The organism is Alistipes putredinis DSM 17216, from assembly GCF_000154465.1.
Lineage (GTDB): Bacteria > Bacteroidota > Bacteroidia > Bacteroidales > Rikenellaceae > Alistipes > Alistipes putredinis.
On record NZ_DS499579.1, the window covers coordinates 93,882 to 116,343 of the forward strand.

At 45.1% G+C, this 22,462-nt stretch carries 18 protein-coding genes; 5 read left to right on the forward strand and 13 right to left on the reverse strand.

Going from position 1 to position 22,462, the window contains the following annotated elements; translation table 11 throughout:
• The first annotated feature begins 12 nt into the window (after positions 1-12).
• Positions 13-2,442, forward strand: coding sequence for a TonB-dependent receptor (locus tag ALIPUT_RS06340; protein ID WP_022460131.1), 2,430 nt, complete (start codon positions 13-15; stop codon positions 2,440-2,442).
• 32 nt (positions 2,443-2,474) lie between these two features.
• A complete protein-coding gene (locus ALIPUT_RS06345) occupies positions 2,475-2,786 on the forward strand; it encodes a heavy-metal-associated domain-containing protein (protein ID WP_004328955.1) in 312 nt (103 codons plus the stop codon).
• A gap of 551 nt (positions 2,787-3,337) precedes the next feature.
• Here ALIPUT_RS06345 and ALIPUT_RS06350 read toward each other — a convergent pair.
• The 13 genes from ALIPUT_RS06350 to ALIPUT_RS06410 all read right to left on the reverse strand — a co-directional run bounded on the left by ALIPUT_RS06350 (position 3,338) and on the right by ALIPUT_RS06410 (position 20,813).
• Positions 3,338-3,619 (reverse strand): helix-turn-helix domain-containing protein, encoded by a 282-nt coding sequence (locus tag ALIPUT_RS06350; protein ID WP_004328957.1) that lies wholly within the window; start codon positions 3,617-3,619, stop codon positions 3,338-3,340.
• A 105-nt stretch (positions 3,620-3,724) separates the two neighbouring features.
• Positions 3,725-5,389, reverse strand: a complete 1,665-nt coding sequence (locus tag ALIPUT_RS06355; RefSeq protein ID WP_004328958.1) for an RNA-binding domain-containing protein — start codon at positions 5,387-5,389, stop codon at positions 3,725-3,727.
• A gap of 2 nt (positions 5,390-5,391) precedes the next feature.
• Positions 5,392-6,444 (reverse strand): DUF1848 domain-containing protein, encoded by a 1,053-nt coding sequence (locus ALIPUT_RS06360; RefSeq protein ID WP_004328959.1) that lies wholly within the window; start codon positions 6,442-6,444, stop codon positions 5,392-5,394.
• Positions 6,431-8,902: a hypothetical protein gene (locus ALIPUT_RS06365; RefSeq protein ID WP_004328960.1), complete on the reverse strand. Its 2,472-nt coding sequence runs from the start codon at positions 8,900-8,902 to the stop codon at positions 6,431-6,433. Before ALIPUT_RS06365 ends, ALIPUT_RS06360 begins: the two co-directional genes overlap by 14 nt.
• A gap of 32 nt (positions 8,903-8,934) precedes the next feature.
• Positions 8,935-9,963 carry an ATP-binding domain-containing protein gene (locus tag ALIPUT_RS06370; RefSeq protein ID WP_004328961.1) on the reverse strand — a complete coding sequence of 343 codons (1,029 nt, stop codon included), beginning with the start codon at positions 9,961-9,963 and terminating at the stop codon, positions 8,935-8,937.
• Positions 9,964-9,971: 8 nt separating this feature from the next.
• Positions 9,972-12,038: an NERD domain-containing protein gene (locus ALIPUT_RS06375; protein ID WP_004328962.1), complete on the reverse strand. Its 2,067-nt coding sequence runs from the start codon at positions 12,036-12,038 to the stop codon at positions 9,972-9,974.
• Between the two features lie 163 nt (positions 12,039-12,201).
• Positions 12,202-13,590 (reverse strand): MobV family relaxase, encoded by a 1,389-nt coding sequence (mobV, locus tag ALIPUT_RS06380; protein WP_040293546.1) that lies wholly within the window; start codon positions 13,588-13,590, stop codon positions 12,202-12,204.
• A 202-nt stretch (positions 13,591-13,792) separates the two neighbouring features.
• Positions 13,793-14,863, reverse strand: coding sequence for a DUF6371 domain-containing protein (locus tag ALIPUT_RS06385; protein WP_004328964.1), 1,071 nt, complete (start codon positions 14,861-14,863; stop codon positions 13,793-13,795).
• 134 nt (positions 14,864-14,997) lie between these two features.
• On the reverse strand, positions 14,998-16,413 hold the full coding sequence (locus tag ALIPUT_RS06390) for a DUF3987 domain-containing protein (RefSeq protein WP_004328965.1): 1,416 nt from the start codon (positions 16,411-16,413) through the stop codon (positions 14,998-15,000).
• Entirely contained in the window at positions 16,406-16,759 is a 354-nt protein-coding gene (locus ALIPUT_RS06395; RefSeq protein ID WP_004328966.1) for a helix-turn-helix domain-containing protein, read from the reverse strand. Before ALIPUT_RS06395 ends, ALIPUT_RS06390 begins: the two co-directional genes overlap by 8 nt.
• A 221-nt stretch (positions 16,760-16,980) precedes the next feature.
• Positions 16,981-18,123 carry a DUF6043 family protein gene (locus ALIPUT_RS06400; protein ID WP_004328967.1) on the reverse strand — a complete coding sequence of 381 codons (1,143 nt, stop codon included), beginning with the start codon at positions 18,121-18,123 and terminating at the stop codon, positions 16,981-16,983.
• A gap of 46 nt (positions 18,124-18,169) precedes the next feature.
• Positions 18,170-19,501 (reverse strand): site-specific integrase, encoded by a 1,332-nt coding sequence (locus ALIPUT_RS06405; RefSeq protein WP_004328968.1) that lies wholly within the window; start codon positions 19,499-19,501, stop codon positions 18,170-18,172.
• Between the two features lie 13 nt (positions 19,502-19,514).
• Positions 19,515-20,813, reverse strand: coding sequence for a site-specific integrase (locus tag ALIPUT_RS06410; RefSeq protein WP_004328969.1), 1,299 nt, complete (start codon positions 20,811-20,813; stop codon positions 19,515-19,517).
• A 281-nt stretch (positions 20,814-21,094) separates the two neighbouring features.
• Here ALIPUT_RS06410 and ALIPUT_RS12780 point away from each other — a divergent pair, with 281 nt between their 5' ends.
• Genes ALIPUT_RS12780 through ALIPUT_RS06425 form a run of 3 tightly spaced genes read left to right on the forward strand, consistent with a single transcriptional unit; the run spans position 21,095 to position 22,354 of the window.
• On the forward strand, positions 21,095-21,346 hold the full coding sequence (locus ALIPUT_RS12780) for a zinc ribbon domain-containing protein (protein ID WP_147554467.1): 252 nt from the start codon (positions 21,095-21,097) through the stop codon (positions 21,344-21,346).
• The gene (locus ALIPUT_RS06420; protein WP_004328971.1) at positions 21,343-21,771 is read left to right on the forward strand and encodes a hypothetical protein; all 429 of its coding nucleotides are present in this window, start codon (positions 21,343-21,345) and stop codon (positions 21,769-21,771) included. The genes ALIPUT_RS12780 and ALIPUT_RS06420 overlap by 4 nt, the downstream gene beginning before the upstream one ends.
• A complete protein-coding gene (locus tag ALIPUT_RS06425; protein WP_147554468.1) occupies positions 21,719-22,354 on the forward strand; it encodes a hypothetical protein in 636 nt (211 codons plus the stop codon). Before ALIPUT_RS06420 ends, ALIPUT_RS06425 begins: the two co-directional genes overlap by 53 nt.
• Positions 22,355-22,462: the final 108 nt, after the last annotated feature.

Consider the following 22,462-nt stretch of genomic DNA (forward strand, 5'->3'; position numbering starts at 1 on the left):
ACGGAAAATCAAATGAAATTCAAGTATTTAGCAGTATTAGTCTTTTTTGTTGCATCGGCATTCGGCGCGGCTCGGGCTCAGAATGTCAAAGGTGTCGTATATGGAGCCGACACGGACGAGCCGCTGATCGGTGCATCGGTGTACTGGGCCGGAACGACGGTGGGAACCGGTGCCGATGCCGAAGGAAATTATACCATACACCGGGTTAAGGGATACGATATGCTGGTCGCCGGCTTCGTCGGATATACCAGCGATACGATTCGCGTCGAGAGCGGCGTGGAGCGGGTCGATTTTCGTCTGTCGAACGACGGGGTGGAACTCGAGGAGGTCGTGGTGAACAGTACGCTGGGCGGTAACTACGTGAAGCGGGACGGCATTCTCAAAGGGGAGATGATCTCCTTCGCGGGCCTCTGCAAGATGGCTTGTTGCAACCTGGCCGAGAGTTTCGAGAACTCCGCTTCGGTGACAGTCGGTTACAGCGACGCCATTTCGGGTGCGCGTCAGATCAAGATGCTCGGTTTGGCCGGCACTTACACGCAAATATTGGACGAAAACCGTCCGATCATGCGCGGTTTGAGTGCTCCCTACGGCCTGAGCTATACGCCGGGCATGTGGCTCAATTCGATCCAGGTGTCGAAGGGTATTTCGTCCGTGACTGCCGGACATGAGGCCATCACCGGACAGATCAACCTCGAGCACCGCAAACCGACCGACGACGAGCGGCTGTTCATCAACTTCTACCTTGACGACGAACTGCGTCCCGAGCTGAACCTTTCGACGGCGCTTCCTGTAACCAAGGATAAGAAATTATCGACGATCCTCCTGTTGCACGGATCGTTGGATACTCATTTGCTGGGCGACATGGACGACAACGGCGACGGATTTATGGATCTGCCGAAAACCCGCCTGGGAGCGGTTGCAAACCGCTGGCTTTATACGGCTGACAACGGAGCGCAGGTGCGGTGGGGCTTCAAGTATCTGGCGGAAAATCGCTTGAGCGGTCAGAAGCACTACAAGGCTTCGATGCGTGAAGAGATGGATACCGACTGGGACAAGGGGGCCATGTACGGCTCGCAGATCAAGAACCGCGAGCTGAACGCCTACTTCAAATTCGGTATGCCGGTCGGTCCCGGTGTCTATGACGAGGACCAGCAGGACGAGCTTCGTTCGAACATCGCTTTCGTGGCCGATTACGACCGCTTCCGCGAACGGGCCTACTTCGGGCTCAACGATTACGACGGTACGGACAACATGGTTTCGCTGAACATGATGTACAACCACTATTTCTCCTTCCGTCATTCGCTGATCGTCGGCGTGCAGTCGCATCTGCAATTCCTTGACGAGTCGCTGCTCAACCCGACGCCGTGGCTGGATGCCGCCGGAGCCTGGAATCTCGACCGTCAGGAGAACGAGGTAGGCGCCTATGCCGAATATACCTACACGATCAAGGACAAGCTCTCCGTAGTTGCGGGCATACGCGGGGACTACAACGGTTATTACGATAAGTTCTACGTTACTCCGCGCGGTCATATCAAGTGGAACATCACCCCGACGACGATCCTGCGCGGTTCGGCCGGGCTGGGTTATCGTTCGACCAACGTCATCACCGATAATATCGGCGTTTTGGCTACGGGACGGCATATTACGTTCGAAAGACCGACGGCTCTTTCGGCGGGAGCCGCCGCTGTGCGCGGACCTCTCAATCCCGGCTCTGCTTACGGGGGATATACGACCTGGATGGTCGCAGACGGCGGTGCGGGCAATTTCAAAGCGCTCAACCGGATGGAGAAAGCCCTCACCGCAGGCGGTAGCCTGACGCAGATTTTCACGCTCGTGAAAGAGGAGGACGCGACGTTGAGTTTCGACTACTTCCGCACGCAATTTTATAATTCGGTGATTGCCGATCAGGAGTATTCGCCGAACGACATTTATATTTACAGCTCGGACAAACGCTCCTTTACCGATACTTATCAGGTCGATTTTTCGTGGACTCCGGTGGAGCGGTTCGATATTTTCGCTACGTACCGCTATACGAACAGCCGTATGACGATCGATCGTCCGGACGGCAGTACGGCGCTCGTGGAGCGTCCGCTGGTAAGCCGTTACAAGGCGCTGCTCAACTTGCAGTATTCGACCCGCTACAACCGCTGGGTGTTCGATGTGACGGCTCAGCTCAACGGTCCTTCGCGCCTGCCGACCCAGACGGGCGACCTGGCCGATTCCGAGATGTCGCCGACGTATCCGATGTTCTTCGCGCAGGTGACCCGCAAAGTCGGCAAGTTCGATATTTACGTGGGCTGCGAGAACATTCTCGATTATAAGCAGAAGCACCCGATTCTGAATGCGGACGATCCTTTCTCGGCGGGTTTCAACTCGTCGGTGATCTGGGGACCTCTGATGGGGCGCAAGTTTTATGCGGGATTGCGTATCAATTTTTATTGATTGAAAGAACGAATTAAATTAGTTATACGACGATGAAAAAAATGATTTTGTGCTGCCTCGTGGCAGTATTGGGATGCGGGGTGTTCGCCGTGGAAGCGAAGACGCCGCAGAAGAAGGGCGAGATCGTTACTACGGTGTTCACGGTCGATATCGATTGCGAAAGCTGTGCGGCCCGCATTATGAACAACGTGCCGGTAATCGGCAAGGGGATCAAGGATATTCAGGTCGATGTTCCCTCGAAAGAGGTGACCGTGACCTATGACAGTGCCAAGACCTCGCCCGAGGAGCTGATCAAAGGATTCGGAAAGATCCGGGTCAAGGCGGAAGAAAAACCTGTCAAATAGTTATATATGGGTTAGTTAATTTGGATGGAGAGCCGGGGTTCCGAAAGGAATCCCGGCTTTTTTCGATCGGCGAATGTCCCCTCAGGGAAGAGGTATCCGATCGGAGCAAAACGGACGGGATGCATCCGTAATAAAGGAAGAGCACGCGTCGTACCATTGGTATTTTAGAACTTTTCCACGATCTTTGCGGCGGCAATACTCCACAGTGTGTTGTGTATTGGAAAACATTCACTAACTTTGCGGTGCCGTCCCCGCGGATGGCGACATATTGTTTAGTGAAAGTGTTTCGCTAATCCTTATCAAGAAAATTTGGCGATTTTTAGGAAACAAGGATGGCAATACGAACACTCATCACCGTGTATAGCTATATCGGTTCTCGATATACTGGGGTATTGTTTATTTGTTTCCGGGCCACGCCGAATGCCTCTTGATGGATAAACGAACGACTCCACGCTTGAACCGAATATTGTAAAACATCAATCTGATTATCAAATATTAATATTGGGAATTGTGTGGTAATGATACCATATAGTTCCCAATATTTGTGAGGATTAGCCTATTCTTTCTTGTGCAACCTCAATGGCTTTTCGCTTTAATTCGTCTTCACCTTCTATAGCATCCAATACTTTGTCTGCCAGCCATAGTGTAAGAAGTTCATTTTTATCAATCTTGAAATACTCAGCTAATTGTATTACTTGTCTCCGTTTGGCATATCTATCGCCACGTTCTATTTTGCTAAACATTGGAGTGTCTATTTCAAGCAAAGCTGCCAATTGCCTTTGTAGCACACCGTGTTCTTCTCTCAACTCTTTTATTTTGTCTCCTAATAACATGGTCTTTATTCTTTTGAGTTCAGTATGTGTTTCGTCGAATTTCGACGGATTTAAACATTTTCGACGGAATAGGCTGTATCTTTTCGTCGAAATTCGACGGATTGGCTATAATATAAACCAATTTCGTCCATCTGTTCTAATCAATTCCTCGGCTTTCATAACTTTCAATAGATCACCAAGGCTGCGTAGTTTTTGCTCTTCAGTCTTATTGCTAGGCATTACATCTTTGATGTATTCGTAGATGCCATCACGTTTGGCTCCATCTGATCCAGCATTCTTAAGATATTGCAAAACCATCTGTTTAATTTTGTCCTTATCAAGTCCTTTTTGCTTGGTGTAACCTTGCAATTGACGAGTGGCTTTAGCAACTCCTAAAGAAATTGTATAATTGGGAGCATCGCCCTCAATAAGTCCCCTGTTCAGCAAGTCTTTTGCAACATCTTCATGTATGAATCTGCCTTTCTGCACAGCATCGAGAGATATGCAATCCCATAATGATAGAGTGTTGTCAGTCTTCAATAAATCCGTATATCGTTTATTGATCTCGTTACCATATATGCGTACTACAACTTTCTTTTTTGCCGCATCAATCTCGTAGTCCGGCATCGGAAAGTGTCTGCGCCATTGTTCATTAAACATTTTCTTGATGCCACGACTTACGGTATCAATCATATTGAAGTCCACCATTGCCTTGCATAGGCATTCATTGCGGAAATAGGTCTGAGATTCCTCATTTCTCAAAGCATTTTCCAAAGTTCCGGGGATGAAAGTACCGGCGTTGGAATAATATAGGTAGCCGGGATTCTCAACGAAATTGACACGCTGTTGCATCGTGTAATCTTGATGAGCAATGCAGTTATGAAGTGCTTCGCGTATAGTGTAGTCATCATACTGTTTCATTGTATCTGGGAAAAGCGTACCACCAGGCATTTCACGCAAAGTCAGATTTTCAATCTTTGAGAGAATTTCATCTACTGTCAGTATGAATGGAACAGTGAAATGTTCGTAGTCCACCACATCTTGATTTGCATCCCTGCGTGTCCAAGTTACCTGAGCGACAACAGGACGCAGTTTAAAGGCTGATTCGTATTTGCCCAACAATATGATAGCGGCACGAGTGATGCTTCCATTTCTTGTCAGTCCGCATTTGCCAAGAAATGTCTGAATATCCCAAGCATTTACCTCTGATTCGGGAATACGACTATGTACCTTTTTAAACATTTTGCGGGCTTTAGCTATAGCAACTTCGTCAAGGTCATCTATCGTTGCATCAGGAACAATCTGTGCAGACCAATCTGTTTCGCCAAATATTGGCTCATCAAGAATGACATTCATGCGTTCTGTGGTCAACTCTACAAGAGAATCTTCAATTCGCTGCCATGCTTTGTTATGAGCGTAAACAGGCAATTTGGGACGATGCTTGGGAATATGGACTACCCAAACCTTCTTGTTAGTGTCATCGGTAACAAACTCTTCAATATCAAGACCTTCTGTCGAAAGATTGATACAGCGTTCCGTTAAACGAAGAATTGCCTTTTGCCGGTCATAGTTATAGGTATCAGTCCCGACAATTTCCAAAGAACTGTCATGTACCCCTATCACTAAATGTCCTCCTCCCATATTGGCAATAGCCGACACATATGAGATGATATCGTTTTTCTCATCCCCACAGAATGAGTTCTTCAAATTCTTGAATTCCTTCCATTCGCAACGAGCATTCTCTTGTGGATAGTTGCGAAGGAGATATTGTTGTAGTTCTGACTCTTGCATAATTACCCAATTATACTTTCACTTTCATCATTATGTTTCTCAGCATTTCTGATGACGCATTCTTTACTTGTATTGGCATAGCAGTAGACACAGAAATGACGGCAAGTATTATACATGCCGATGTCTTTGCTGATCATACATCCACATACCTTACGTTGCCCTGTATCCTTTACATTACGCACCTTTTCTGGTATTGGTGGCAAATTACCAAACAAGTCTTTTTCTGGTAATTTCAATGTATGTAGATAATAGACAAGTTCCTTATCGTCAGCAAAAATGCGTTTCATCAATTCGCCATCAATGCAACGATTGTGTTCTATCCCGTATTTTTCAAGGTCAATATCTTCAGCACAAGTGGCGATTTCAACATCCCAACCATCTTTGTGCCAAGCTTCACGAATCTTTTGAAGACCTTCTACAATTTCTATTCGTTGAGCAAGGTTGGCTTCGGCATTCTCCACATTCTCCTTTGTAAAGAGCATACTTTCCTTAACAAGATTGTTTTGAACCTTGCGATATGCTTTTACATCAACGAAACTGAATACAAGCTTATTTGTGTAACCTTTCAGTTTATTTCCAATGTGCCAAATGCGCGTCAAGAGGTCACGAGGAGCAATGTTTGGCGTAATTATTAAAGGATCAAAACGCCAGATTACTTTCTCCTTACCAATCATATCAGAAAGTTTCTTGAATGTCTCAACTCTGTTTTCGACAGACGAAACATTAGGCTCAAAACCTTCTTTTACATAATCGTTGAGTGTAACCTGAAAATAGTAGTGTATTTCTCTTTCGTCAAGCTCATGAAGGTATGGGAGGATCGGCTTTGGGTTCTTTGTCCAGAAAATCACCACCTTGCAGTTTTTGAACGAAATATACATTTTTTGCTGGTTGAACGGGTTATACCAAGCACAATACCCTTTAGCCAAGCGGTTGAAGAACCACTTGGCATAAAAAGCAGGAATATCGGTTGAACGACTTGCAGAGACAATGACAGGAGCTGTAGCTTCTACTTGTTCACCTGTATCGTTCGTGATAATAATTTTACCTGTTGGCATAACGATTAAATAAATCTTGCATTAACTGCTCAAAGTACTGTTTATTCTCATAAGTTCCCTCTACGATAGGAGGATAACCACCTTTATCATAAAAACACCAATGCTTAAAATGATCAATGGTTGATCTATTATCTATAGGGTTGCCCAATGGATTAGAATAGTATTTACCACCAGGAGCATAACCTTTTTGAAATGTTATTACCTTTCTGGAAAGCGTTTCTCGCATTTTTATAGGTAGGTAGTTTCTTGAAAGGATAAAATAGTTAACATTTGCATCCTCTACAAATTTAGATGATGTTGGATGTATTGGTTTCAGGTTTCGCTTTTCAACACCATCCTGCGAAATAACATTATTTCCTTGTGGTTGTGGATACGAAGTCGTATTTAAACTTTTAATACTTGAAATCAGTTTCTCAATCTTCTTATACGCAGCATCAGTTGGTTTCAAGAAGTTGTCAAGGATGCTCAAGAACGCTTCTGGATCTTGCCTTTTACTCTCAAGTTCTATAGCTTTATCAATATTTTCTTTTTGGGTCTTTAAACCTTCTTTACCTACAATCGAATAAATTTTACTACGGAATTGTTCTGGTGTATAAGAACCCTCATCTCCTGCAAAATTAACAGCATCAAGAGCTTTGTACGCTTTAGTTGTAGTAATACGTGAGAAACTACTAAAAATATACATAAAAGCTTTAGGACTTTGAACTATATTTTCAAGTTTAACAGCCTTATTTACCGCCTCAACAACTTTCTGCTGTTTTACAACTTTTGACTCTACATTATTTTGATTCTCAATAATCTTAGATCCCAACTGACTTTCTACAATAACTGAAGTACTATTGCTCGCTTTGGGTAAGACAGCATCCTTTATTTCTATTCCATTAAGCATTCGCCAAACATTACTTGCAAATGATTGATAATAATCCTTATTGCCATTTATCAATACAGACGTAAATGTCTTTGGCAGAGACGTAAAACCTCTTGTGGCACCATAGATGCCATAAGCTAACTTATAATTACAGAATCCTACTTGTACAAGGTACTCTACCAAGCGATCAATGTTATCGCCTTTCTGACAGAATGCAGCAAACGATGAAAGTACATCATTTTCAATAGCGAATAAGTCAAAGGCGGAGTTCTCCTGGAAATGATTAAGTAATGCTCCAACATAAGCAGATGCAGGATTTGAGTCCCATTTATCTCCAAGCATGTTCCTTAGAATCATACCTCCATTATATGCCTGTGCCAAAGGTTCTTCTACGCCATTTTCTTCCATTACAGATTTGTACTCTGCCATAAACTGGGAGCAAATAAGGTTCTTATAGAAAGAACTTTGGTAAGATGTGTCCAAAATATGCAAAGACAGATTATCATCAACATTCAGCAATTCCTCAATGGCATACTTTTCACGTTGAGCATTATCTTTTGCTTCCAATTTACGAATGGTGCTATTCATATTGTCTATGACACGAGAAAACGTCTCTGGGGAAACATACTCTAAACAACTCCACAATTCGTTTGCATCATAGACTCTACGAAGAGGAAGTTTGTTACAGAATGCGTCATAAACACCCCAGTAGTGCAAAAGATTCTTGGCATCTTTTGTAGAAAGACCTTGCGGATTGTCAGACAATTTTAACTCTAATAAATTTTTGTTCCAAATGGTATCTTCATCTATTGAAGAATAGATTTCATTAAACTCTCTGATTCCATTCAAGATAGCATCGTCTTGTGCCTGAGTGGGTCTTTTATCAGGAGAATTTACAACAGCAGAAAGCGTGTTACGAAGTTTTCTTGACAAAGCTTTCAATTTGCCAACCTCGTTGCTGACCGAGCTATTAGCACCTATTAGATAACAATAAATGAAACCTTTAATTCTGTCTAGCAGAACGTCTCTACTAACATTTATAGGTTCATTCTTGATCTTGAAATTTACATATGAAGGATTCCATAAGAAATCATCTTTTTCAGATTGAGTAAATAAATCTTTGGCAACGCCAAAAAATGTTTTTTTCTCTTTGGGTTTAACATCTATATTAGGAGCATAAAGCTTATAGAACTTATTCTCTAGGCTTTGTTCTGCCTTTGACAATACACCCTGACGCTCCTGATAACTATTAAAATAGATACGACAATGAAAAGGGTTAAGGTTGATGGTATGATAGCAGAGATAGGTCTCTACTCCGTCATGTTCCTTAGCCTTCTCAAAGAATCCATCTTTATAGTCATCAGTTTCTATCTCAATAACCATAGGATAGTTCTCAAGGTCATTTTCTTCAATCTCGAACCTTGGATATTTACTGTACAATATTATTACTTGCTCTTTGTCGTTCGCGCAGACAGGATAGAAGCGTTTGTTACCAAAGCCGCGTCTTGCGTAAAATCCTAAGGGCGAAATTGACTCTGAAGACAATATGTTATTGAAATTCAGAGTACAGGTTGGTATGTATAATTTCATAATTATCCTCGTTTTTTAGGAGTTGACAAACCTCATAGTGTTAATTTGGGACCACTCGTAAGACTCGTATCATAAAGCGAAGTAGGTACATCATCAAAAAGACTGGAAAGATTGCCTGAGTGCATTATATACAAAGCTCGATAGGTTCTTGTCACGGCCACATATAGTGGATTTCGGTTTGCATCGTCTTCAACAGTACATTCAGGAATGAAAACATGTTCAAATTGAAGTCCTTTAGAACTATGGTAGGTCATCATCTTTGGATTGTCTGAAGAAAAATCTAGATCCATAAACTGTCCATACTTAGCTTCAACGTTTACACCATGATTCTTGAAATATTCATATGCACGCTCTACTTCATCATTGTGTCTAAATAGGATGCCGACATCCTCCATGTTTTTGTTTTGAATAAGCGAAATGATGGCATCATACTGTTCAGTAATGTTATTGTACTTGATAATCTTTGGTTTTTCAACACCCTCTTCAGTACAACGCTCTTCAAGTTCGTCACTTTCGGAATTTAGATACTGTGCAAGACGGGCTATCTTTTTGGGTAATCGATGATTGAACACAAGCTGTTCGACAGGGAACTTAGTAAAATACTGTATATCCTCCATTGAAACAGTTTGCTTATCTTTAATAAAAGTATAAAGTTGTTGAGCCGAATCACCATACAACAATAATGCTTTTTTTGCCTTAGAACGGAATAGTTCTATATCCTCTTTGGAAAAATCTTGTGCTTCATCCACAATAATATAATCAGCACTTGGACATCCAGCTCTATTCTGCCAATGCCAATGATAATCAACATTTCGTTGTGGAATACCTACCTGTGAAATGCCATCAGCCATATATTGCATTAGTGCTTTAGTGAACACAATGTAAAGATAGGTACCCTTATGCTCATCTTGTATCTGTTTTGCCTTCCACAAGGCAAGAATGGACTTTCCACTACCTGCACAACCCTTAACAATGTAGGAGTTATCTGTTTTCTTGTTAATCACCTTTACCTGGTAATCATCAAGTTCGGAATCTTTAACGTAAAAACTTCTCTTAGCCATGATTAGATTTATAGATTTATGTTAAAACTATCAATTATTATTTCATTGTTTTTTGAATGGCAGCAAATTGCCCAATCATCATTTTGCTTGTATTTGGTGGAGTGTATGACGTGGATAAGGTTTGCTGTTTCCATCCCTTGCATGATAGCTGTCTTAAGAGGTTTCTTACACAGCACTCGATAACACACCCTGCTTTCGTCATTTGATTTGTGAGAATGACTTACGTTGAATGTTTGCTGCATAAAGCAAAAGTTTCTACATCCATCATGACAAGCACACGACAATGGTAAAAGCGTCTCAATGGTTCTGCTTTTACGGACATAGTCATTTATTGCATTATTCATCAATTGAGGATAGAAGTATCCTGAATGCTCGTCTTTAGTTGTTACATCAAGCATTATAAGCAAACCGTTTTCATGAAGAAAAGCCGTAAGTTTCTTTGCCATTATTGCATATGCATTTGTTGGTAGGACTTTTTTAGAAATTAACTCACAAACCATCTTGTCACAGAGGATAAAATGATAATCGTTCTTTCCGAATGCAAGTTTTTCCACGTCTTCAATTGTGCCTAACGTCTGGCTAAATATACTTAGTTCGACTTGTATATTTTTATTAGGGTTACACTCTACTAAATCCTTGAGTATGGCTAAAGCACCATCATTGCCATCTATTGCTGTGATGTTTATCTTTGTATGAGGTAAATGTCTTCCAATTGCTGTAATCAAGCCAAGAATTTCCCCACCTGTACCGCAACCGTAATCCAATACACTAATCTCATCTTGTTCCAACGTTTTCTTCAGGCATTTATTCTGCAAAAGATTATCAGCAATACAAAACATCTCTGCATAACTGCGAGGAAAGTAAGTACCAAGATAAACTTTAAGTTCTTCTTCGTTGAGATCAAGATTATACTCATAACGCTCATGCTCTGGAGCATAAATAGCTTGATGTTCATTGAAAATCTTTTTGTCAAGCCAATGTGGCAGAACCGTTTTTGATTTTCGGAAACAAACGTTCGAATTAGTATTTGACAGTTCTTTTGATTGATGTTCTTCGACAACACCAGATGAATTGTCTCCTTCGGTTGCAATTCTCTCGCCTTCTTCCCAAAAGATTGTAGAAGGTGAAATGGCTTTAACAGCATGATTAGTGAACTTTGCGAGTTTTGCACAATGTTCACCGATGCCATCTGCATTTATTGTCACAACATATTCTTGAGTTAACCTTATTCCGTGTGCTGCAAAAGATGAAGATGCCCTTGTGCTGTCAAGCACCTTGACTGTAAAATTGTCGAGCTTGAGCGATAATTTTACTATCCTTTTCACAAAATTCGAAAGTGCAATACTATTTTCGTCCTCGACAACAAAAGAATCAAAGTTTAACATTATCTCTTTTTTCTTTTGTTTTTTCTCTTCAGTGTGGGGCTCGTACTTCTTTATATCTTTGAACAACTCTATTTTCTCAATTGGCTCTGCTGGTTTATCATAAGTAGCATTGCTGAATTCCGTCAGGTAGAAGGGATTTAGGTTGAGAGTTTCCGCAAGTTTAACGATTCCGAGTGGGTCAAGGTCGGTGTGAGGACAAGTGATGTCATCCAACTTTTCAATGAAATGTTCGCTATCAGTAATGTGAAGCCAAGACCTGTTGGTGGCACTTAAATTGTTCTCCAACTCTATTGGTTGATGGAAAATAATAAGGTGTGGCACATCCTTGATTTGGTTCTTTTCAACACCTAAGACTTTAAGTTCTTTCTTTACCGTGGAATGATTTATCCTAGCTTGTTGAAGAACAGTCTTTCTCGAACCTCCCTTAATAATTTTACCATTGTATGTCCATTCTCCATTTTCATTGGCAACAACATTACCTCCATAATTTTTGAATTCTATAGAAATAATAGCGTCCTTCTTTATAAAGAGGGCATCTAACTCACATCCAATATTATAGTTGCCTGCGAACACACAGAATTCATTCGAATCCTCATAGTGAGCTTTGAGTTGCTCACAGAGAAACCGAAACTGCTCACGTTCTGCTGTTGTGTCAAAGTTTCCGACTCTGAATGTTAAAAGTCCTCCCATTACAAAACATCAATACTATTTTTGTAAACTAAATGATCTTTGTTTCTGTGCTGACTTTTTCGGTTAAGAATTGTCAGTTTTTGACTACAAAGGTACATAAAATATAGCAAACACTTGTATGTATAGATATGAATTTGCAATAAATGTATTTACTATAAATCGACTATCTTCGTTTAATCGAAGTATGCTTCTTTGCTACGTTATCATTCCACGGAAGGTCAGACGATGAGCCACCAGTTCCTGTCCCGACATGAACCTCTGCCGGCCCACCGAAAGCAAGCGTGAATGCCGCCCCAAGCAACTGTGCCTGTATCTCGTTCACCTGTTCCTGCGGATCGAATACAGCATTGACAAACTCCTCGTCCGTGATCTGGCCGTTGAAATGTCTTTGAGCCACATCATAGTCTATCTGGAATTTGATGTTCTCAAAAAGTTCATCACCGACCCGTGTCCAGATGTGGAGCGACGGATTCCGATAGTTTGAGACATTGATACGTACAAGCTCGGCACCGGACGAGAGGCTGTAACGTTGGGGATTGGCCTTGCGGTCAAGCAAACTTATCTGCTTTCGCTGCCTGTCTATGAGTGCATCCTTCTCCTTGAATTGCCGTTCTGCTGCTTCCGCCTGATGAATGGCCTTGTCTATTTCTTTTTGATAGCCGTTTCGCAGTTTTCCGATTTCTGATTTATGTTGTTCCTGCAACCGAGCCTTTTCTGCCTGAAGTTCCTCAATCTGTTTATTGAGTTCGGCTATCAGCCTGTTCTTGTCAGCCAGTTCCTTCTTTGCCTTGGAAAGGTCTCCCTTGCCGAACCATGCGAGGATGGTGCTCCTGCCTTCTTGCGCCTTCTCCACATCGGCCTGCAACTTGGCTATATCCTCTTCATACTGGATTACCTGCTGCCTGTAATATTCCGAGTTAACCTGATGCTTGGCGGTAGAACCGACAATTCCACGCTGCAACCCGAACGGTTTCATGGCCTTGGCATAGCTGTTCTGGTATTCATGCAATTTGGTACGACGCATCACGTCATCCGCCGACAGACGGGGTCCGGACTTCGTTTCATATTTCTTTTCGCCCTCCCGCTTCCTGCGGATACGCTCACCGGTTACAATGGGTACGACTGTGGCGTGCAGGTGTGGGGTCTTCTCGTCCATATGCAGCACGCAGGACACAAGGTTGTCATCACCAAAGGTTTCCTTTAGCCATTTGAGATTGGCATCGATCCAACTGTCCAGTTTGCCGTCATTGGCAATTTCCATCATCTGCTCATGCGTTCCGGTCAGCATTACGCGTATTGCCTTTGTCTGGTTCTTGCTGACTTTGCGGCGTAGCCCGGCTGTCTCGATGCGGCACTGTATCGCCTCGGTGCGATTGGACACGCCATCGGGAAATCTGACCAACTCACGGTTGAGATGTGTCCGGTCCGCATCGGCATTAACCGGCACATAAATCTTTCCCTTGGCATCCTTTCTTTCTATATGGCATGACATTCCACTGTCATTACCGCTGCCACGTTGCAGGTGGCAGACAGCGTATTGTGTATTACTCATATCTGTTCGTTATTTTATTGTTATTCTTGTTGTAAAATCCCGTCCAGACAGCCGGAGGCACACCCGGGAGCCTGAGGAATTCCCCGGCTTATGGGCTTTTTGACTGCCGGACGCGAAGCGGAGACAGTGAAAATGCCCTAATAAGCTACGGGATTTTACAACCCCATTTTCACGGGACAGCGAGCTGTCCATTGATTCTCCTTCATTCGATCTTCCCTGCATCCACCAGTTCAAGTCCGAAGGTGTCGATGAAGCTCTGCAACATTGGATTGCGTTGTATCATCCTCGCGAGAATCATCTGTGGCGTGTCCTCCATCAGCAGGAAGTCGGCGATGTCCAGTCCCCGACTACGCTGTTCATCGGTCGCCATCTTTTCCAGCAGGTCGGAACAGGTGACACGCCTGCAGATAGTCTCCAGCATCGACAGTCGTTGCCGCCATTCGTCGGTTGCCTTGAGATCGGGGAAAAGGATCACTTCACGTTCTTTCAATACCTGCATGGCCTCGCTGTTGAAACAGCCGTGCATTCCCCCGGTGGCAAGCCATACAAAATCAGGGATGAACAGGGCGGCAACCAGTGCCGTCTTCTCGCTTTCGACAATGGCTACAGGCTTGGCTGACATGGCAGCGGAAGTGTCCGAAAGCAGATGTTCACCGAACAGGCACTGCTTCATGTGGAAATCCGGCACTTTTCTTACAGAATGGACCCAGTTGACTTGACTGAAAGGCTCTTTAATCCGGTGCCCGGTTACGGCATCGTAGCCCATAATCTTGCCTGCACGCACGTTACCCCTGACATCTATCTGCCAGAACACGGTCGAACCGTTCCACATCCTTGACGTGCCGACTTTGTAAACATGGAACAACCGGCCGGCTTCCTCCTTTCCCGCCACTTTGGTGAAGTAACGGTACAAAGGATTGATGTCGTACCCGCGCATGGATTGCTCCACCCAATCATAGGGAAGATAAGAAATCTCCGGTTCTTGTTCTGTTGGCGGTTGTTTTGCTACATACTTTACTGTCGCGAATGCACTGCCGTTCATTTTATGGCCAGCCGATGTTTCCCTTGCTGACGGATTGTCCCGGAAGTATTCTTTCGGGGAATAGTGATAGCCACAACTGTGGATGTGGTCGCATTTACCCACGTATCCCGGGAAAGAAATCTCTCCCGCCTCGTCGATATAACGGGTAAAGCAGGACTTCCTTCCGCACCCCGGACAGACGGTCTTGCTGCCCGGTTTGTATTTTTGAAGATGGAATCTATATTCGTTCATAATGTTGTCGGTTATGTGTTTCTGCAAATGAATACCACCATTTGCAGTTTGCAGTTCTTGCAGTCCTGCAGGAATTTCCCCTTTTCAGTCCTCGAAACTGCAAAACTGCAAAGACTGCAGGCTGCAACAAGGGATCATCCGTTGCAGTTTCGTGGGGATGATTCATTATTGTTTTCATTGGATTTTCCAGATTTATCATACATGATTTTCTCGTAATGTCCGGCTTTTGATTTCCGGAGAAGCCTGCTGTGGCATAACTCTTTCAGGTAATTCATGACAGTCCGCTCGCTGACGCACTGCCGTTCCTTTCCAATGATTATTGCTGTTTTTGTATCAAAGGTATCAGGCAACATAGACAGCAGCACCTTGGGAGGGTCTTCACAGGTGTCATTCGCCACGAAAGAACGGATACGCGTGTATGATTCCTCAAAATAGTCGTTCAGCCGTATGGCGGCTTTCACCGATGATACATCTATAAACTGCAGGTGACTTTCACCGGACGCGTGGCGCAAAACCTGAATTATCAATGCCAGACGGGCTACATGAGCCGGATGTTTCATTTCCCGGCTGTCCACCTCGGCATCATCCTCTATCCGGTTGATACGCTCCACTTTCCTGTTCCACCAGGAGAAGAAGTATTCCCTGGCCTCCCCGTCCATGGACAGCACATGGGGTATTTTTTCTTCCGCTTCGGTGTCATAGTCCAACGCAAGGACCTTGTTCAATATATTCTCCCAACGGGCTGCAGCGAGGGATGTCCTTTCCCCATCGTCGTCCCGGTTTTTCCAGGATGAAAGTTTGGGGGATTTGGGCATCACGAACAGGATACGGTCAAGCAGCCCGTTTTCCTCGAAACCTTTTTTCAGAAGCTCGTGTACACGCTTGGTCTGCGTGGTCCCGATGATATTTATACATGGATGCTCGATGTGTACAGGAACTGGGGAGTTTACCCTGGTAACATCCAATGCCCCGCCACTCCATGCAGTCAGGAGCTGTTCTATGAGCTGCCCGTTCGTGTAACGGTTGGCGGAATTGAACATGCCCATGATCTCGTCCACCAGAATGACCACGCTTCTCGGGTTGTGGTGGTGGGTCAGTAAAAGCGACTCGGGAGTGAAATCAGAGACTACAGTACGTTTCAGGACAGGTCTCTTCCCGTTTTCTCCCGCGGCTTTCCATGCCTCCAGTTCTGCCTCGTAAACCTTGAAAAGGGCATAGTCACGTTTTCGGATCGGGCGATATGCGGCCTCCAGCGGTGGGGTCTTGCCCAGTCCGGGCCTGCCTACCAGAATGACGTACAACGCTCCGCTGCTCTGCCAGTCTCCTTTGATGCGGATACGGTATGCGCCTCCCAGGGCCGCGGATACAGCCGACAACATGGCCGTCGCGGTGAACTCGATCTTGTAGTTCTCGTATGTGGCCATATCGAGTATGACAGACTGCACGGTTTGGGGCAGGACCTCCAGCGGGAATCCCGTTCTTTCAATATCCTCCGCCTCCATGCGGATTCTGTTACACAGTTCAAGCCTGCCGGTTGCCATATCACACATTTTTTCTTTTGCAATAGGATGTTACACTCTCGGACTTGTTGCCTGTCTGTACCCGGCGTACATCGGACTTGGCATACATGTTCTTGTTACCGACCTTGACCGGTACGAGATAGCCTCGTTTCGCCCACAGGTTGAGCGTGCCCTCGCACACGTTCAGCAACTCACGGACCTGTTTTGTATTGAGATAAGTCTCCTCCGCTTCACGCAGTATCGCGGCTCTCTGTTCTTCCTGTTGCGCCATGATGGTACGCTGCACGATGGATTCAGCGAACATTTTAAGGTCAGCGGGAGTGACTTCCAGTTTCACGTTCGCTCCCTGCTCGACCAGACTCTCTATGGTAATCATAAATATCAATTTTGAAGTTTGTGACGACCATCTTCAAAAGTTCCCTGGTGCCCCGCTTCCGATGGCTTATAAAAGAGAAGCACCGCCAGCCCTCGGGAAAGGATTGACGGTGCAAAACTATACATGAATTAAAAGTAATTGATATATAGTGATTTGTCTTAAATTATCATGACAATATAAGTCCGTGTGACAACGTGAAAAGGTTATAATTGGCCTTATTTCTATGCAATGGTCATCGTGCCTGTACCTGGGATATTACTGATAGCCTGTGCCAATTTCCGGAACAGTTCCCGGTTATCGTCACTTTCTATAAGGGGTGCCATCTGGTCTTTGCCGTCCTTGATAACGTGTTTTGCCGTTCTCAGGAACCCGACCGACTGCCGTATGGCGCTCTCGCTTTTCAATGACGGCAAATCCGGGAACTGCAATGTCAGCCCCATGCTGTACTCCTTGGCTGTATGCATACCGGCAACCAGATCGAGTTCCTTCAATACATAGAACGGTAATGCCTGATGAATGGCACTTGTATTGACGGAAATAAAGTCGCGGATATGTTGTAATACAACTTCCTTGTTCTCGTGATCAAGATAATCGGCAAGTGGCCGTTCCTGGATTTTTTTCTTTCCGGCCACGCGTTGTACAACGGGTTCCCTGACGCTGTCTTCGGCCCGAGTTGTAATCGTATCCCTGCTTTCTTCATCGGTTTCCATGTCAGCCGTGATGGTCTGCAAGGCCCATTCGCCGACATAGCCTTTTTCAATGGCGCTGTTCATGGCAAAATACCTGTCCCAGTCTGCCCGGGTTCGGAAACCGTTCCTGATGGATACGTTTATTATCTGCTTGACGACAAGGGAACAGCCCTGCCTGTCAGCATTGTCAGCTTTCGGATTCTTCATCTGTTTCTCTATCATGGAAACCATCGCCTCGAAGCTCTTTCCATAATACAGCCAGCTCAACACGAGCGGTGCCGAAAGGGTGACACCCGGCTTGGAAGATTTGCCGCTAAAAAAGGACTTTATCCTGCCCCAGAATGTGACCGGTGGAATGTTGTCGGGCAGAGGATTGTTTTCCTCCCTCTGTTTCCTGTACAGCTCCACGATCTGCCCGGGTACCGCGTTCTCCGCGAATTGCATGCCTATATTTGCAAGGCCATCCGTGCTGTCATCGTTCCAGGACAATTCCCATTCCCGCCTGATACTGGGGAGTTGCCTGAATATGGCTTTGCAGATGGCAAGATACTGCCTCTCGTCACCGTTTGTCATCAGGCGCGAGAAGCGGTTGTATTCTTCACGGTGCGTGTTCTTCCACTGGAGAATATCCTCCTTGAATTGTTCGTATGTCAACTTCTGCTCGTCCATATTCATATTGCATTATCGGTGGATATAAAAGGATAGGTGGAAAAAGAAACGGTCAATCCAGAAGGTTTACCAGCTCCTTCTTCATTTCATCGTCTATCTTACGGTACCGGGCAAAGGCACGGCTACCCTCAGAGTGCCCGGACATGGAGGCAATCAGGTTCGGGTCCTTGACCTGCTTGTACAGGTTCCCGATGAAAGTCTTCCTCGCTGTGTGGGTGGTGGCCACCTCGTACAATGGTCTTGCCACATCCTCGCGCGTCTTCGGGTCGAGCACCCTGACCATACGGTCAATTCCCACGTATTTGAGAATCTCCTTTATTTTCTTGTTGTAGCCGAAATGCGAGAATCTCGGGAGCAGCGCTTCTTCCAGGTCCTTGTACCTTTCTAGTATATCCAAAGCCTTTTGGTTAAGCGGGACCCGTACCGTGCCCGCGTGCTCCAGCTTGGTCTTCTGGGGAATGTACTCCACACAACCGTCCACGATATTCGCCTTGGTCAGCCGGTTCAGGTCACTGACACGGCAGCCGATCAGGCACTGGAACATGAAGATGTCACGATAGACCGGATAGCTGGCACCCATGCCGCTTAAGTCGGCATAATATACCTTGTCACGTTCTTCAAGTGTCAGGTAGAACGGGTCTCCGTACATGGGCTGTGCGATCTGGTACTGGTCGAAAGGATTATTTCGTGTAAGGCCACGCTTGATGCACCATTTGATGACGGTGCGTACGCGGTACAGGCTTCCCGACATGCTGTTCTCGGAACGTACCTGCTCGACATTACGGCAGACCTCGTTCTGGTAAAACACGGGATACATGTCAACATACTTGTGCTCTTCCTGCAGCCAGAATTTGAAATCCCTTATGTCATCTGCCGTGATGGAGTCAATGCAAAGATGGAAGCCCCTCTGGTGCATGACCTCATGGCGGAAACGCTCGTAACGGAGTACCTTGTTGAGATTGTCAAGATGATGTTTCCGGCTCTCGAACGCGAGTGGGGTCTCGTCAGCATATTTTTGTATCTGGTATGACAACAGGTATTCCTCTGCCTTGTTGCCGCCCCTTGCATTGATGTTGGGGTGATGGTATTCTTCTATCAGTCCCTTGAGCCAGTTCCCGTCAACTCCACGGCTGTATTCCCTGGTAATCAGGTGGGTGATTTGCTGGATATCCCTGTCGAAAGCGTTCTTCTTCTCTTCCGAGACAAGAGCCACACGTGGTTTGTAGCCTTGCCTCTCCGGGCTCCAATGGTTCGGGTTGATGGACAGCTCGCTCGCGGCCTTTATGTCCACACCACCGATATCCCGGACACGGAAATAGACTCGGGCAAGATCCGTCACGTTGTTTTTCGCCGATGTCTTTCTGATAAATGCTGTTACTTTCATGTATATATCCTCCTCAGTTTATCATTTCAACAAGTTTTCGTTTCATGTCATCATCTATCGTCCGGTAACGCCGGAAGGCCCTGCTGCCTTCCACGTGGCCTGACATGGAGGCTATCAGGTTGGGGTCCGGAACCTGCCGGTACAGATTGCCTACAAAGGTCTTGCGTGCCGTGTGGCTGCTGGCCACCTCGTACAAGGGCTTCTGTACGGTGTTGTAGCCGTGCGTGTCAAGAATGGTGACCACACGGTCAATGCCACAATGTTTCAGCAGTTCCCGTATCCCCAGATTGTAAGTGTTGATGGGCTTGAAGGGAAGCAGCTTGCCGGTATTCCCGCTATAGCGTTCCAGTATTCTGACCGCCTTTTCATGCAATGGAACCCTGACGGTTTTCGCCTGGCACTTCTTGGTCTTTTGAGGCATATACTCCAGAAAACCGTCCTTGATGTTCTCCTTGGTCATCCTGTAGAGATCACCGACACGACAACCGACATAGCAGTGGAACACGAAAATATCCCGGATGACAGCCAGTTTCGGGCAGTCGCTCAGGTCCGCGTCGTACAGGACATTCCTCTCTTCCGATGTGAGGTAGAACGGGTCGCCGTAGGTCGGCTCCTTGCAGCCATAAACAGCATAGACTTCGTTATCGGAATACTTCATTCTCTTGCACCAGCGCAGGAACGTGCAGAAAAGGTTCATGATATTGATGACGGTTGTGTTGGATAGAGGCTTGGGCTTGTGGTTGATGAGCATACGGGGAGTATAAAAGTCAGGATACTCCTGGCGGAACAGGTATTCGTTGGTGACATACTCCCTGAAGTCGTTCATCTGCCCCAAGGTGACAGTTTCAACGAAGAGAGTGAAGTCAGTATCGCCCAATAATTCACGCCGGAACTCGTGATACCTGGTCATCGTTCGCTCGAAGCGGGCGATGTGCTCCTTGGTTCTTTCCGCGCCGTCATATTTTTCCAGGTACTCGTGGATACGGTGGAGCAGGTTCGGGTGATCACGCTCGAAAGCCCGCGCGGGATGCAGGACATCCTCGATGACCTGTTTCATCCATTTGCCGTCAGCCTTCTCCGAGAAGGTCTTTTCCGCTCTCTCGATGATGGCGGCGATCTGTTCGGGCACCCGCTTCTGTTCATTGGCCGTCACGGCAGTCGTTCGCCTGTAACATAAGGTATCGGTATCCCAATACTTGTCATGGACCGCGATGGGGGAAACCACTTTGATGTCCACGTTCTTCTCCCGTACCCGGAAGCAGATGTTTGAAGTGGTCGCGGAACATTTTTTCAGATAGACGGAAATTTTCATTTGCTGTACCTTTTTGATTACATGACAAAGGTAAATAAATTCCCGAATATGTTCCCATATATCCCGAAGAAACTTGCAACGAATTAAGACAAATTAAAAAGTCATTCCCGAATCTGATACCACATAAAGTATTGAATATTAGAGGTTATATTTGCACTTGTTTAGCTCTTTTTTTCATTTTCGACTTTATTCGACTTCTCAAATATCAGATATTGCAGTTCCACGCTTTTCTTTTTTGTAAATGGGTTGAATCGGCGCCTGTCAGCAAGAAATTCGATTGTATGATAGAAGATCGCTGGAAGTGTCAAAACTGCGGAAATTCCGTGCCGGACGGATTGACTGTATGTCCGAAATGCGGGCTGGTTAAAGGTGGATTCGACGAGTTGCCGAAACATACGGCAGACGGTTTGGAGATAGCTCGGGTCGAACAGAAAGTCAAAGTAGAAATTCCGTTTATTTTGTATCTGGGGACTGTCTGTTCTATTATTTTATTGGCCATTGTAGTTTATATTTATGTGGCAATAAAATTATGAAATCTTTTATCTATAGGTATATTTTATATTTAACCGTCGTTCCTTTCATCTCTTGTAATTCGGATTTGCGTATCGAAGGAACGTATGATTTTGCCGATTCAAATGATCCGATGAAAAGCATCATTATCTCCGAAGCGGATCAAACAGGATTTGTTTCCATCTATTACGTAATGGAATCTCCGTATTCATCAAATGCCGAGCAAATAATTTTCGCACAAGATAGAAGTAAACCTGACAGAACATCCGATGGCGGGTTATTGCTCGAAAGTGAATGGGGACAATTGATCTTTGAAAAACCTCAATCCTTCGTATTTGTTATTTCGTCCGGGACGGAAATAAATTTCGGAAATGCATTCAGCATAACCGCACTATATGGAGAGCAAGCGCCTCGAGTCCCGCAAAACGTTACGTTCCGGGGCGGATAAACTGGCTGGGACGATGATTTCCAACTTTAAGAATACGCTCGAATTGACTCAACGGCGCGAATTGGAAGAGCTGAAACGACGCGAATCGCAACCGATCGTTGTCGAACCTTACCTGTGTAAATTCGAACTCGATCGTTGGGATCAAGTTATATTCACTTTCAAAGCCGACCTCCGGAATGTGTCGCAAAGCACATTTATCGACGCTGAATTTTATGAAGAATATATCGCAGGAGAAGATTGGGTTGGGGAACCTTACATCCGCGACCGATTGGCTGCATGGGTTTCCTTTTACTTTAATAAAGAGTACGTTTTGAGAAGAGACGAGGGGATGTTTTCCAGATACGAATGTATGTTTCCTAATGTTTCTTTCGATAATCCGTGGAAACCGCAAGAAACGAAGTCCTTTGAGGTTGTCATGTCGATTTATGACGACGATGCCGTAACCAAAGGTTTTACTGCATTCGATGTCAAAAGTTGTATCCTTCATTTCAATTTGACGGTCGAAGACCCTGACGGGCGGAAAATTCCGATGAAAATGAAATTCGATCTGGCGGATGTTTGGAAGGATTTTATTGACAAGTAGTTATTGGTTGATGATATTTTATTGAAGAAATTGCTCGTGGATTTTCAGAATATTAACGAGGTATAAGGCCCGGTAAACTGGTAAAAAGAATATCAGTGAAGTATTTAT

What these genes read in the sequence shown, in the direction of transcription:
- ALIPUT_RS06375 (WP_004328962.1), bottom strand. Translation starts at nt 12,038, where the DNA reads ATGGGAGGACTTTTAACATTCAGAGTCGGAAACTTTGACACAACAGCA.
- ALIPUT_RS06360 (WP_004328959.1), bottom strand. Translation starts at nt 6,444, where the DNA reads ATGCCAACAGGTAAAATTATTATCACGAACGATACAGGTGAACAAGTA.
- ALIPUT_RS06350 (WP_004328957.1), bottom strand. Translation starts at nt 3,619, where the DNA reads ATGTTATTAGGAGACAAAATAAAAGAGTTGAGAGAAGAACACGGTGTG.
- ALIPUT_RS06345 (WP_004328955.1), top strand. Translation starts at nt 2,475, where the DNA reads ATGAAAAAAATGATTTTGTGCTGCCTCGTGGCAGTATTGGGATGCGGG.
- ALIPUT_RS06420 (WP_004328971.1), top strand. Translation starts at nt 21,343, where the DNA reads ATGAAATCTTTTATCTATAGGTATATTTTATATTTAACCGTCGTTCCT.
- ALIPUT_RS06370 (WP_004328961.1), bottom strand. Translation starts at nt 9,963, where the DNA reads ATGGCTAAGAGAAGTTTTTACGTTAAAGATTCCGAACTTGATGATTAC.
- ALIPUT_RS06340 (WP_022460131.1), top strand. Translation starts at nt 13, where the DNA reads ATGAAATTCAAGTATTTAGCAGTATTAGTCTTTTTTGTTGCATCGGCA.
- ALIPUT_RS06425 (WP_147554468.1), top strand. Translation starts at nt 21,719, where the DNA reads ATGGAGAGCAAGCGCCTCGAGTCCCGCAAAACGTTACGTTCCGGGGCG.
- ALIPUT_RS06410 (WP_004328969.1), bottom strand. Translation starts at nt 20,813, where the DNA reads ATGAAAATTTCCGTCTATCTGAAAAAATGTTCCGCGACCACTTCAAAC.
- ALIPUT_RS06390 (WP_004328965.1), bottom strand. Translation starts at nt 16,413, where the DNA reads ATGTGTGATATGGCAACCGGCAGGCTTGAACTGTGTAACAGAATCCGC.
- ALIPUT_RS06365 (WP_004328960.1), bottom strand. Translation starts at nt 8,902, where the DNA reads ATGAAATTATACATACCAACCTGTACTCTGAATTTCAATAACATATTG.
- ALIPUT_RS12780 (WP_147554467.1), top strand. Translation starts at nt 21,095, where the DNA reads ATGATAGAAGATCGCTGGAAGTGTCAAAACTGCGGAAATTCCGTGCCG.
- mobV (WP_040293546.1), bottom strand. Translation starts at nt 13,590, where the DNA reads ATGAGTAATACACAATACGCTGTCTGCCACCTGCAACGTGGCAGCGGT.
- ALIPUT_RS06355 (WP_004328958.1), bottom strand. Translation starts at nt 5,389, where the DNA reads ATGCAAGAGTCAGAACTACAACAATATCTCCTTCGCAACTATCCACAA.
- ALIPUT_RS06400 (WP_004328967.1), bottom strand. Translation starts at nt 18,123, where the DNA reads ATGAATATGGACGAGCAGAAGTTGACATACGAACAATTCAAGGAGGAT.
- ALIPUT_RS06385 (WP_004328964.1), bottom strand. Translation starts at nt 14,863, where the DNA reads ATGAACGAATATAGATTCCATCTTCAAAAATACAAACCGGGCAGCAAG.
- ALIPUT_RS06395 (WP_004328966.1), bottom strand. Translation starts at nt 16,759, where the DNA reads ATGATTACCATAGAGAGTCTGGTCGAGCAGGGAGCGAACGTGAAACTG.
- ALIPUT_RS06405 (WP_004328968.1), bottom strand. Translation starts at nt 19,501, where the DNA reads ATGAAAGTAACAGCATTTATCAGAAAGACATCGGCGAAAAACAACGTG.